This is a genomic window from Paraburkholderia sp. RL17-337-BIB-A, assembly GCF_046025895.1.
GTDB lineage: Bacteria > Pseudomonadota > Gammaproteobacteria > Burkholderiales > Burkholderiaceae > Paraburkholderia > Paraburkholderia fungorum_C.
Window position 1 is genome coordinate 515953 of sequence record NZ_JARESY010000004.1, and the last position, 12501, is coordinate 528453.

Annotated in this window: 9 protein-coding genes; 8 read left to right on the forward strand and 1 reads right to left on the reverse strand. The window is 62.4% G+C overall.

Annotated features, from left to right (window positions below; genetic code table 11):
* Positions 1–275 precede the first annotated feature (275 nt).
* Positions 276–1190 carry a LysR family transcriptional regulator gene (locus P0D84_RS47420; protein WP_408351114.1) on the reverse strand — a complete coding sequence of 305 codons (915 nt, stop codon included), beginning with the start codon at positions 1188–1190 and terminating at the stop codon, positions 276–278.
* A gap of 320 nt (positions 1191–1510) precedes the next feature.
* Here P0D84_RS47420 and P0D84_RS47425 point away from each other — a divergent pair, with 320 nt between their 5' ends.
* The 8 genes from P0D84_RS47425 to P0D84_RS47460 all read left to right on the forward strand — a co-directional run bounded on the left by P0D84_RS47425 (position 1511) and on the right by P0D84_RS47460 (position 12489).
* On the forward strand, positions 1511–3808 hold the full coding sequence (locus tag P0D84_RS47425; RefSeq protein WP_408351117.1) for an NADP-dependent malic enzyme: 2298 nt from the start codon (positions 1511–1513) through the stop codon (positions 3806–3808).
* 706 nt (positions 3809–4514) lie between these two features.
* Positions 4515–5846: an extracellular solute-binding protein gene (locus P0D84_RS47430; RefSeq protein WP_408351120.1), complete on the forward strand. Its 1332-nt coding sequence runs from the start codon at positions 4515–4517 to the stop codon at positions 5844–5846.
* 7 nt (positions 5847–5853) lie between these two features.
* Positions 5854–6771, forward strand: a complete 918-nt coding sequence (locus tag P0D84_RS47435) for a carbohydrate ABC transporter permease (RefSeq protein WP_408351123.1) — start codon at positions 5854–5856, stop codon at positions 6769–6771.
* 3 nt (positions 6772–6774) lie between these two features.
* On the forward strand, positions 6775–7662 hold the full coding sequence (locus tag P0D84_RS47440; RefSeq protein ID WP_169486585.1) for a carbohydrate ABC transporter permease: 888 nt from the start codon (positions 6775–6777) through the stop codon (positions 7660–7662).
* Between the two features lie 12 nt (positions 7663–7674).
* Entirely contained in the window at positions 7675–8778 is a 1104-nt protein-coding gene (locus P0D84_RS47445; RefSeq protein WP_408351127.1) for an ABC transporter ATP-binding protein, read from the forward strand.
* Positions 8775–9650, forward strand: a complete 876-nt coding sequence (locus P0D84_RS47450; protein ID WP_408351130.1) for an FAD binding domain-containing protein — start codon at positions 8775–8777, stop codon at positions 9648–9650. The genes P0D84_RS47445 and P0D84_RS47450 overlap by 4 nt, the downstream gene beginning before the upstream one ends.
* 3 nt (positions 9651–9653) lie before the next feature.
* Complete coding sequence (locus P0D84_RS47455) at positions 9654–10142, forward strand: (2Fe-2S)-binding protein (RefSeq protein ID WP_408351133.1); 489 nt, start codon at positions 9654–9656, stop codon at positions 10140–10142.
* Positions 10135–12489, forward strand: a complete 2355-nt coding sequence (locus P0D84_RS47460) for a xanthine dehydrogenase family protein molybdopterin-binding subunit (protein ID WP_408351136.1) — start codon at positions 10135–10137, stop codon at positions 12487–12489. Before P0D84_RS47455 ends, P0D84_RS47460 begins: the two co-directional genes overlap by 8 nt.
* Positions 12490–12501 lie beyond the last annotated feature (12 nt).

Below are 12501 nucleotides of genomic sequence, written 5' to 3' on the forward strand. Positions count from 1 at the left end.
CTGTCGCCGTGATCCGTCTGTGCGGGAACTCAGCTTGTCCCGAATGCACTGGAAATGTGGCGGTTTTTGTCCGAGACGGAAAATAAGGACAAAATGGCACGACAATGCGGCGCGAAACCGATGCCAAGCGCTGGTGCAGATGTGGGGATTCGATGCGCCGCGACGGTGCGCAATGCGCCGTGAATATGCGGTGCGGTGGAGATGACCAGCTGGAAAAGCGTTGATGAAAGCGCTAATGAAAGCGCGGATTCCGCGACGACTGACGGTGTCTACGGCTATTCCGCTCTCGTCGGGACCGGCGTTTGGAAATGCTCGACCAGAAATTCGATGAACACCCTCGCACGAACGGTCTGGTTGCTTCGGCTCGGATAGTACACATACAGATCCGCCGACGGCAGCACGAAATCAGGCAGCACCACCTTCAGCCTGCCACTCTCCAGATACTTGGCCAGATCCCACTCTGAACGAATCACAATCCCGTGGCCGTCCAGCGCCCATCCGAGCACGATATCTCCGTCGTTGCTCGACAGCATCCCGTGTACCTTCACGACTTCGCTCTGTTCGCGGTGCATGAAGCGCCAGATGCCGTAGGCGTCGTCGTTCTGCCGATGGATGATGCAGCGGTGGTCGCTGAGGTCCTGAAGGCTGGACGGCGTGCCGTGCCGCTTGAGATAGCCGGGCGAGGCGCACAGCAAACGCCGGTTCGACATCACACGTCGCGCATTGAGGCGTTTGTCGGGCAGCAAGCCGAAACGGATTGCCAGATCAAAGCCGCTTTCGACCAGATCGATTGGTCTATCAGTCACTTCAACCTGCACCGCGACATCCGGATAGCGCCTGGCGAATTCAGAGACGATCGGCGCGATCGCCGTGCGGCCGAAGCCGAGCGTCGCGTTCACGCGTAACAGGCCGCGTGGTGTCGAGCGGCCGCTCGATACCAGGTCTTCCATTTCGCGGACTTCGGCCAGAATCCGCGTCGCGTGCAGCAGGTATGTCTGGCCCTCGCCCGTCAAACTGACGCTGCGCGTCGTCCGGTTGACGAGTCGCACGCCGAGCCGGCTTTCCATCTGCACAAGTCGTCTGGTGGCAGCCGGCGGCGTTAGATCGAGCGCTCGCGCTGCCGCCGAGAGGCTGCCGTGGCGTGCGACCAGCACAAAGAACTCAAGATCAGAAGCGATGTCAGTTTTCACTGAAAGTGAATAAACAAGTGATTTGGAGTGAATTCTAAACCCGCATCCCGCGGATAAGCTATTGCATCCTACTTCTGCGTACATTGACCCGCATGCAATGTCTCAGAAGATGCCGTAATGAATTGCCCACCGGCTATACGCTCAAGGCCGACGGCACGGCGATCTAACTGACCGGCGATCTCAATGCACAGCACGCAATCGGCGCTGCCGTCCGTGCTCGATGCGACGCCAGTGCCGGCGCAGTCCCCGCTGGACCGTCATGGATTTCTGATGCCTTCGATATCCGACCGTACCGACCATAGTTTGCGAGTAACGCCAGAATGACAAACAAGACTGACGCACGGAACATCCGCCAAGCCGCCCTCGATTATCACGAGTTCCCGACCCCCGGAAAGATCGCGATCGCCCCGACCAAGCAGATGATCAACCAGCGCGACCTCGCACTGGCGTACTCGCCGGGCGTTGCGTTCGCGTGCGAAGAAATCGTCGAGAATCCGCTCAACGCCGCGCGCTTCACCGCGCGCAGCAACCTGGTCGGCGTTGTCACGAACGGCACCGCGGTGCTGGGTCTGGGCAACATCGGGCCGCTCGCCTCGAAGCCGGTCATGGAAGGCAAGGCCGTCCTGTTCAAGAAGTTCGCCGGCATCGACGTGTTCGATATCGAACTGAACGAGTCCGACCCGCACAAGCTGGTCGACGTGATCGCGGCGCTCGAGCCGACTTTCGGCGGCATCAACCTCGAAGACATCAAGGCGCCGGACTGCTTCATCGTCGAACGTGAATGCCGCAAGCGCATGAAGATTCCGGTCTTCCACGACGACCAGCACGGCACCGCGATCGTCGTCGCGGCAGCGATCACCAACGGTCTGAAGGTGGTCGGCAAGGACATCAAGAAGGTCAAGCTGGTATCGTCCGGCGCGGGCGCGGCGGCGCTGGCCTGTCTGGATCTGCTGGTCGACATCGGCCTGCCGCTCGAGAACATCACCGTCACCGATCTGGCCGGCGTGGTCTACAAGGGCCGCGTCGAACTGATGGACCCGGACAAGGAGCGCTTCGCACGTGAAACGGAAGCCCGCACGCTCGCTGAAGCGATCGGCGGCGCGGACATTTTCCTGGGCCTCTCGGCTGGCGGCGTGCTCAAGCAGGACATGGTCAAACAGATGGCGGACAAGCCGCTGATTCTGGCGCTGGCCAATCCGACACCGGAAATCCTGCCGGAACTGGCGCTCGAAGTGCGTCCGGACGCCGTGCTGTGCACGGGCCGCACGGACTACCCGAACCAGGTCAACAACGTGCTGGTGTTCCCGTTCCTGTTCCGCGGCGCGCTGGATGCGGGCGCGACGACGGTGACGCGGGAAATGGAAATCGCGGCGGTCAACGCGATCGCCGAACTGGCGCGCCAGGAGCAGAGCGATATCGTCGCGACCGCGTATGGCATCCAGGATCTGTCGTTTGGTCCGGAGTATCTGATTCCGAAGCCGTTCGATCCGCGCCTGATCGTCAAGGTCGCACCGGCGGTGGCGAAGGCCGCGATGGATTCGGGTGTCGCCGAGCGTCCGATCGAGGACATGGACGCTTACGAACAGCATCTGCAGCAGTTCGTCTATCACAGCGGCACGACGATGAAGCCGATCTTCCAGCTGGCGCGTGGCGTCGAGCCGGAGAAGAAGCGCATCGTGTTCGCTGAAGGCGAGGAAGAGCGCGTGCTGCGCGCCATGCAGATCATCGTCGACGAAAAGCTGGCGAAGCCGATCCTGATCGGCCGCCCGGCGGTGATCGAGCAGCGCATTGCGCGCTACGGCCTGCGCCTGGTCGCGGGTCAGGACTACACGGTCGTGAACACCGATCACGACGAGCGCTATCGTGACTTCTGGCAGGAATATCACAGGATGATGTCCCGCAAGGGCATCACCGCGCAGATGGCGAAGCTCGAAATGCGCCGCCGCACCACGCTGATCGGCGCGATGCTGGTGGAAAAGGGCGAGGCGGACGGCATGATCTGCGGCACGGTGTCCACCACGCATCGCCACCTGCACTTCATCGATCAGGTGATCGGCAAGAAGCAGGGCGCGAAGGTCTATGCGGCGATGAACGCGCTGGTGTTGCCGAACCGGCAGATTTTCCTGGTCGACACGCACGTGAACGTCGATCCGACGCCGGAGCAGCTGGCCGAGATCACGATCATGGCGGCTGAAGAAGTGCGCCGCTTCGGTATCGAACCGAAGGTCGCGCTGGTGTCGCATTCGAACTTCGGTTCGAGCAATGCGCCGAGCGCGCAGAAAATGCGCGACACGCTGGCGATCCTGCGCGAGCGCGCGCCGGAGCTGCAGGTGGACGGGGAAATGCACGGCGACCTGGCGCTGGACGCGAATCTGCGCCGCGAAATCCTGCCCGACTCGACGCTCGAAGGCGACGCGAACCTGCTGGTGCTGCCGAACATCGACGCGGCCAACATCTCGTACAACCTGCTGAAGACCGCTGCGGGCAACAACATCGCGATTGGCCCGATGCTGCTGGGCGCGGCCAGGCCGGTGCATGTGCTGACGGCTTCGGCCACGGTGCGCCGGATCGTCAACATGACGGCGCTGCTGGTGGCGGATGTGATCGCGTCCCGCTGATTCCTGATCCGGGACTAAAAGCGTGGCGTGGCCTTTGGCAGGCGCCATGCAAAAAAAGGCGTGCCCGCAATGGGCACGCGGCGACGCAGCGCAGCAAGCGCGCGTTGCACGATGCCCACGAGAACACACTCGATTCGGCAACGCGAGCCACATCGACTCGAACGACAATACCGTGCCTTCCGGCGCGGTGATTGCGATGCACGCCCGCGCCTTTCGGCGCAGCATGTCTTCACTGCTGTCGGCGCCGGAAAGCGCCTGAGCGCTGCGCGCCGCGCAATCTGCCGGTTCGGTGGATTCGCCAGGCCAGCGCATATCACTTTCTAACCACCTCCGTCGCGCCTCCGTCGCGTGCGTCCGTCCCGGGCGGCCCTCCGTGCGTGCCCGATCTCTGCAGAATTCCCGCCGCATTGCTCTCGTATAGCGTCTCCTGCCGTCAAAATTATTTCTTGTCAATCGTCGATCGACGACCACGATTGCCGCAATCGAACCGACAAATTCATCGGATGATATAGCGGAAACGCCCGATAAATAAGGGGGAACGCGGTCAGTAGCTCAATGGCGCCTGCAGGCCAAAAAAATTTTTCAAAAACTGTATGTCGTCAGTTGACGATTTATTTTCTCGAAGATATCGTCGCATCCCAAGAGGTAGCCGAATCAGCGGCTACACCACGTGTGAACAGCGCCGCGCAGGCGGTCGGAGCGAACCATGAGTAACGTCGTGAATAGATTCGGGAACGGTCGTCGTCGATTTCTACAGCTGTCGGCGGGCGCGGGGCTCGCTGCTTCCGGTTTGATGGGTGGGATGTCACGGGCCTTCGCTGCCGACAGCGTGAATCTCCATACCTGGTCGGCCGGTGTCGATACGGTGAAGCGCCTGCTCGTGCCGTTTGAGAAGGAATCGGGGCTGAACGTCAACTACAACAACCTCCCGTTCGCACAGTATCGCGAGGCGATGGTGACGAAGTTCGTCGGCCAGGCGCCGATCGACGTGCTGTGGGTGTCCGACGGCTGGCTGCCCGAGTGGGCCGACGCGGGCTGGCTCGCGCCGCTCGACGGCTATCCGCAACTGCTCAAGTACAACGGCGAGGTGCAGGACTTCTGTACCCAATCGATGCGCTACAAGGGTCGTCAGTACGGTCTCACGTACTACACCGACTACATGGCGTTTCTGTATGACGCCGACAAGCTCGCCAAGGCGGGCATCGCGGCGCCTCCTGCAACGTGGGACGAACTGGTCGCGCAATCGCTGAAGATCAAGAATGCGGGTCTCTCGCAATACCCGCTGATGCTCTCGATGGCACGCGAGAGCTGGCTGATCGAGTTCATGTCGTCGCTGGTGTTTTCCAACGGCGGCCGCTTTGTCGACGACAGCGGCAACGCGGTGATGGAGGATCCGAAGCACGGCGCGGTGAGTTCGCTGCAATGGGTCGCCGATGCGGTCAACAAGCACCACATCGTTTCGCCGGCCTGCGTCGAGCTGGGAGAATTGAACGGCTTCAAGGCCGTGGCGTCAGGCAATCACGCGTTCGCGTTGTTGCCGCGCTACCGGATTCAGGCGCTTAACGATCCGCGCCAGTCGCGTGTCGCGGGCCATATCAAACAGGCGTTGATGCCGGCCGGCCCGAACGGTTCGCACGCCACGGTTGCGTGGATGCGCATGCACGCGATGAGCGCCGCGGCCGGCGCCAACAAGACGCGGGCCGCTGAGGCGACGCGTCTGATCGAAGCGTTCGGCGGACGCTTCGACGGCCAGTACGCGTTCCAGAAAGCGATGTTCCTGGATACCGGTACGGCATTCGGCGTGAAGCCGCTCTTTAACGACCCGCAAGTCCGCGCTGCATATGAAAAGTACGGCGATTTCTCGATGTTTCAGAAGCAGCAGGATCTGGCCCGCAAGAAGGACGTGATCACGCGCTGGTTCGGCGAATGGGACGAGACCAACGGTACGGCATGGCAAGCGGCGATCCTCGGTCAGTCGAGCGTAGCCGACGCATTGAAGCGGTCCGCGCAGAAGTGGACCGCGTTGAGCAAAGCCTGAGGTCGATATGAGCGTTCAAGCCTTGGGCCGCCGCTGGCTTGCCAAGCATTCCGTGGCGCCGTCCGATCAGCGCAGCGCAATGCTGCTGCTGACGCCGATGATGCTGGTGCTGCTCGCAGTCGCCGTGTTTCCGGTGCTTTACTCGTTCTGGACGAGCCTGTTCGACATTCATTTGACGCGCATGAACAGCGTGTCGTTCGTCGGCCTGGGCAACTACGTCCAGACCTTCCGCGATCCGATGTTCTGGGCGGCGGTCGAGCGCACCGCGTGGTTTACCGTCGTGTCGGTCCTCGCGATCATGGTCATCGCGACGCTGATGGCACTGTTGCTGAATCAGGAGTTTCGCGGCCGGCGCATCCTGTCGACCGCCTTGCTGATTCCATGGGCCATTCCGTATGTGGTCGACGGTCTGATGTGGAAATGGATCTACGACTCGGGCTACGGCGCGCTCAACGGACTGCTGCTGCAACTGGGCGTGATCGGCCAGTACCTCGTGTGGCTGGGTGACACGCACAAGACACTGGCGCTGATCAGCAACGCATTCGTCTGGAAGGAAGTGCCGCTCGCGACCATCCTGCTGCTGGTGACGATGAAGTCCATTCCGTCGGACCTGTACGGGGCGGCGCGCGTAGACGGCGCCAACCTATGGAACCGATTCGTGCACGTGACGCTGCCGGCGCTGAAACCCGGTTTCATGCTCGTGATGATCTACGAAGCAATGATGGCGGTGCGTCACTTCGACCTCTTCTTCATTCTGACAGAGGGCGGTCCGGCCGACGCATCTCACGTGCTCTCCTGGCACATCTATGTCGAGACATTCCGCAACCTGTCGTTCGGCACCGGCGCGGCGGTCGCGTATGTGCTCGCGCTTGCCACGTTTGCGATGTCGTACGCCATCATCCGTCTACTCGGCAAGAGGCTTTAAGCGATGTCATCTTCTCTCTTTCTGAAGCGCCTCGCGCTGCTGGCCGGTTCAATCGTGATGTTGCTGTATGTGCTGGCGCCGGTTGCGTGGTTGCTGTCGTCTTCGCTGCAGCGCGAAGCGGATATCACCTCGATTCCGCCGCACTGGATTCCCCATCCGCCGACGCTGTCCAGCTTCAAGGCGATCGTCGCGGCGAGCACCGGAACGACCTCCGACGACGGCAACGCTGCCTTCGTTCCGTCTACCGCGCAGTACCTGTTGCCGGCGTTGCGCAATAGTCTCGAGGTTGCCGCGGCGGTGGTGTTGCTGAATCTGCTCGTCAGCGTACCCGCCGCTTATGCGATGGCGAAGATCCGTTATATCGGCCGCGATCTGTCGGTGTATTTCATGCTGGCAACCCGCGTGATTCCCGATATCGCGCTCGTCGTGCCGTTCTTTCTGTTCGTGCGCAAGCTCGGTCTGCTCGACAGCGTCGGGTCGCTGATCATCACCTATCTGGCGATCACGGTGCCGTTCAGCGTCTTCATGTTGCTCAGCTATTTCGAATCACTGCCGGATGAGCTCGACAAGGCGGCTCGGGTCGACGGCTGCTCGCGGATTCAGGTGTTGCTGAAGGTGTTTTTGCCGCTCGCGGTGCCGTCGCTCGTCGCCGTCATCATGTTCACATTCCTGAGCAGCTGGAACGAGTTCCTGTTCGCCTTGATGTTCACGCAAACCGCCGCGTCGCAGACCGTCCCAATCATCGTCGCGTCATTCACGTCGGATTTCACGACGAGCTTCTCATTCATCAACGCAGCCGGCGTGGTCGCAATCGTGCCGCCCGTGATCATCGCCGTGGTGTTCGAGCGTTACATCGTGTCGGGTCTGACTGCCGGCGCAGTAAAGGGATAAAAGGGAAAGGTCATGGCTCAAATCGAATTTCAGCAGGTGGGCAAGAAGTATGCGAACGGGCATGTCGCATTGGACAACCTGAATCTGAAGATCAGGGACAAGGAGTTTCTCGTTCTGCTCGGACCGTCCGGCTGCGGCAAGTCGACGACGCTCAACATGATCGCCGGACTGGAAGAGGTCACGCAAGGCAGCTTGCGTTTCGATGATGTCGAAGTGAACGGCTTGCCGGCGCACCAGCGCGATGTGGCGATGGTGTTTCAAAGCTACGCGCTGTATCCGCACAAGAACGTGTACGACAACATCGCCTTCGGCTTGCGGATGCGCAAATATCCGCAACAGGAGATCGATACGCGAGTGCGCGCGGCTGCAAAGTCGCTTGAAATCGAGCATCTGCTGGACCGGCGGCCTGGGCAGCTATCGGGCGGGCAGCGCCAGCGTGTCGCGCTCGGCCGCGCGATGGTGCGCCAGCCCGCGGTCTTTCTGATGGATGAACCGCTGTCGAACCTCGACGCGGCGCTGCGCGTGTCGATGCGCGCGAGCATCAAGGCATTGCATCAGTCGATGCAGACGACCTTCGTGTACGTGACGCACGATCAGGCCGAAGCGCTGACGCTCGCCGACCGCATCGTCGTGATGCGCCAGGGGGTGGTGCAGCAGATCGGCTCGCCCGACGACATCTATGAGCGGCCAGCCAATAAATTCGTCGCCAATTTCCTCGGCAGCCCGCCGATCAACTTTATCGACGGCGTGCTGAAGCAAAGCGACCACGGTTTGCATTTTCACAGCGGCGATGTTTCGCTCGCGCTCGACGAAGAGACCCAGCGCCTGCTCGCGGGATGCAACGGCCGGGCAGTGTCGGCCGGCATTCGCGCCGAGGACATCGACGAGCATGGCGACTCGACCGATTGTTCACTGACAGGCGACATCGCCTCGCTGCTGCCGGTCGGTTCCGATCAGTTTATCGGGCTGCAATGTTTGGGGCAGTCCATGTTTTTCCGTGTCGGCAAGGAGCGTTCATGCAAGGTCGGTGAACGCGTGACCCTGTCGATCAACCGCCGCCGTCTGCACCTTTTCGATCAGACGAGCGGCGTGAACCTGAAGGCGCAGAACGCATGAAACCCGCGGTATTTTCGTATCACCGGCCTCACACGCTTGAAGATGCGCTGGCGCTGCTCGCGCAGCACGGCTTCGACGCCAAAGTCATCGCGGGCGGGCAAAGCCTCGCCCCGATGATGAACATGCGCTTTGCGCAGCCGGCACATCTGATCGACCTCAACGCATTGGCGCAACTCAGCGGCGTGACGCTTGCGGGTGAGTCGCTCTGCGTTGGCGCGATGACGCGCCATCACGAAGTGGCCACCAGCAGCACGGTGCGCGCCGCTTGCCCCCTGCTCGCGGATGCGGCCGCGACGATTGGACACTACGCGATCCGCCAGCGTGGCACGCTTGGCGGCAGTCTTGCGCATGCGGATCCTGCTGCGCAAATGCCGCTCATCGCCAGCACGCTAGGTGCGCGCATCGAGGTTATCGGACCGGACGGCAGCCGTGAGGTGCCGGCCGCGGAGTTCCTGATTGCGGTGATGACAACCGATCTCGCTGCTGAAGAAATCATTCGCGCCGTGCATTTCCCGGTTGCGCGCCCGGGCGAGCGGCACGCATTCGAAATCTTTAGCAGACGGCACGGCGACTTCGCGATTGCGTCTTGCGCACTCACCGCCGTGCTCGACGGCAACCGATTCTCCAGCCTGCGCATCGGCCTTGGCGGCGTGGCGGACGCCCCGCTCGTACTGGACGAAGTCGCCGCGGCCTTTGCCGGCGCTCCGGTCGATGCACCGACCCTTGCTGCAATCGCCGACGCGGCGGCTGCCGCTATCGATCCGTACGATCAACCGGACATCAGCGCCGCTTACCGGCGCGATCTTGTCAAGGCGCTCACGGCGCGCGCGTTGCAACGCGCGACGCAGTCGGCCCGCACGACCTCGAATTGAGTCATGGAAAAGCAAACAATTTATCTCAGTGTGAACGGCACCCGTCACGAAGTGCATTGCGAGCCTCGCAAGCTCCTGTCCGATGTGCTTCGTGAAGATTGCCGTCTGACCGGCACGCACGTCGGCTGCGAGCACGGCGTGTGCGGCGCATGCACTGTGCAGATCGACGGCCGTCCGGCGCGCTCGTGCCTCGCCTACGCCGTTCAGATGGACGAAGCGCGGATCACCACGATCGAATCCGTCGCACAGGAGGGCCGCCTCTCTCCACTGCAGCAGGCGATGCATGAGTGCCATGGCCTGCAGTGCGGCTTTTGCACGCCGGGCATCGTGATGACCTTCGAGGCATATCTGCGCGAGCACCCAAGCCCATCCGAGGCCGAGGTGCGCGAGGCGCTTTCCGGCAACCTGTGCCGCTGCACCGGGTACCAGAACATCGTGCAGGCGATCCTGCTTGCGGCTGAGCGGATGCGCGGGGAGACCGTCGATGTCTGAGCAGACGTTTCGCTACCTCAACAAGGCTGTCCCGCGCACCGAAGACTATCGGCTGCTGACGGGCTATGGCCGGTATCTCGACGATATCGAAATCGCGGGCGCTCTGCATGTGAGCTTCGTGCGCTCGCCGCATGCGCATGCGCGAATCGTGTCGGTGGATACCACGGCGGCTGCCGGCATGCCTGGTGTCGTGACCGTCGTCACCGGCCGGGAACTGGCGCAGTGGACCACGCCGATGCGCGTTGCCCCGCCGATCGAGGGCTTGTTGCCGGTCGAGTTCGCGACGATGCCGACCGACGTCGTGCGCTTTCAGGGCGATCTGGTGGCGTGTGTGGTTGCGACCGACCGGTATCTCGCGGAAGACGCGGCGGAACAGGTCATGGTCGAGTTCGAGCCGCTGCCTGTGGTGACCGATATGTGGCAAGCGCTCGAAGCCGATGCCGCGCAGGTCGACCCCGGCGTGCCCGGCAACCTGGTGTCGCACCAGACGTACTCGAACGGCGATCCGCAGAGCGCGAGCCAGCAAGCGTATCGCGTGGTCGAGGCGACCTTCCAGCAGCAGCGGCAGACCCATGTGCCCATCGAAACGCGCGGTTGCGCGGCAGTCTGGGATGCCGGGCGCGACCACCTGACGTTCCACATCGGGACCCAGGTGCCGCATCCTTTGCGCACGCAGCTCGCGCAACGGCTCAGACTCAGCGAGTCGCAGGTGACGGTGATTTCGCCTGACGTCGGCGGTTCGTTCGGGCAAAAAATCGCCTTGTACCGCGAAGAGCTGACCGTGGCTGCACTCGCGCGTCATCTGAAGCGGCCGGTGCGCTGGCGCGAAGATCGCCTCGAAAATCTGACCGCGGCGGCCAATTCGCGCGAAGACTTCTGCCGTACGCGCGCCGCGGTGGATGAGCACGGCACGTTGCTCTCGCTCGAGCTGGAGATGCGCGAAGACTTCGGCGCCTATTGCTTCTTTCCGGCGAATTACCTCGCGCGCGTCGTCGCGATGGTGTTGAGCGGACCGTACCGGCTGCAGAACTACGCGTTCGACGTGAAGGTCGTGCTCAGTCACAAATGCGGCAATGCACCCATGCGCGCGCCGATGTCCATCACCAGCTGGGTGATAGAAGGCACGATGGAAGCGATTGCCCGCGAACTGAAGCTGGATCCGGTCGAGGTGCGCCGCCGCAACCTGTTGACGCCGGAAGAACTGCCGTACAGCACGGCCACCGGCGAAGTGCTGGCCGACATCACGCCGTCGCAGACCTTTGAGGCGGTGCTGGAGGCCTTCGATTACGACGCGTTTCGCGCCCGCCAGCAGGTGGCGCGGGCGGCCGGCCGCTATCTTGGGCTGGGCCTGTGCAATGTGGTCGAGCCGACCACGTACGGCTCGCGCTTTTATAAAGCCGCCGGCATTCCGGGCTCAGGCCACGAGGCAAGCTGGATCCGTATCGAGCCGAGCGGTGTCGTGAACGCGTCGGTGGGTCTCGGCCCCAGCGGACAGGGTTATGAAAGCGCAATGGCCAATGCGGTGGCCGAAGGCCTGGGTGTGCATCCGTCGAGTGTGCGTATTCATCTGGGTCACACGGATATCGCGCCATACGGGATGGGCAGCCGCGGCGCCCGCAGCGGCACGGCGGGCGGCGGCGCGCTTTATTTGTGCGCGCTCGATGCGCGCCGCAAGGTGCTCGAGATTGCCGCCGGTTGTCTCGAACTGCCTGATAGCGACTCGCTTCGCCTTGTCGATGCGCGCGTTGAGCGCCGTAGTGGCGACGCGTGGGTCGACGCGGGGCTAACGCTCGCCGACGTGGCGCGGCGTGCCTATATGGACCCGACTTCGCTGCCGCAGGGCCTCACGCCTGGCCTCGAGTTTCACCTGACCTACGATCCGCCGCCGATGACCTACTCGAATTCGACGCACGGCTGCGAGATCGAACTGGACGTGGCCACCGGTGCGATCCATTTTGCGCGTTACGTGATCGCCGAAGACTGCGGCACGCTGCTCAATCCCACCGTGGTGAAAGGGCAGCAACATGGCGCCGTGGCGATGGGATTGTCCGGCGCGTTGTTCGAGCATACGCGCTACGACGAAACGGGACAGAACGTGACCGGCTCGCTTGCCGACTACATGGTCGCCACTTCGACCGAGTTACCCAATTTCGAAATCATCCCAATGCATACGCCTAACCGCGCGACGGCGGCGGGCATCAAAGGGATGGCTGAAGGCGGCGTGATGGGCGCGCTCGGTGCCTTGACTAACGCCGTGAACGACGCGCTAGCGCCATTCGGCGTGGTGGTGGACCGTCATCCTTTGACCCCCATGCTGTTGCGCGACCTGCTGCGCGACAAACTCTGACTGGATCAAACA

Coding starts and splice junctions, on each gene's coding strand:
- P0D84_RS47440 (WP_169486585.1), top strand. CDS start 6,775: ATGTCATCTTCTCTCTTTCTGAAGCGCCTCGCGCTGCTGGCCGGTTCA.
- P0D84_RS47460 (WP_408351136.1), top strand. CDS start 10,135: ATGTCTGAGCAGACGTTTCGCTACCTCAACAAGGCTGTCCCGCGCACC.
- P0D84_RS47450 (WP_408351130.1), top strand. CDS start 8,775: ATGAAACCCGCGGTATTTTCGTATCACCGGCCTCACACGCTTGAAGAT.
- P0D84_RS47455 (WP_408351133.1), top strand. CDS start 9,654: ATGGAAAAGCAAACAATTTATCTCAGTGTGAACGGCACCCGTCACGAA.
- P0D84_RS47435 (WP_408351123.1), top strand. CDS start 5,854: ATGAGCGTTCAAGCCTTGGGCCGCCGCTGGCTTGCCAAGCATTCCGTG.
- P0D84_RS47430 (WP_408351120.1), top strand. CDS start 4,515: ATGAGTAACGTCGTGAATAGATTCGGGAACGGTCGTCGTCGATTTCTA.
- P0D84_RS47445 (WP_408351127.1), top strand. CDS start 7,675: ATGGCTCAAATCGAATTTCAGCAGGTGGGCAAGAAGTATGCGAACGGG.
- P0D84_RS47425 (WP_408351117.1), top strand. CDS start 1,511: ATGACAAACAAGACTGACGCACGGAACATCCGCCAAGCCGCCCTCGAT.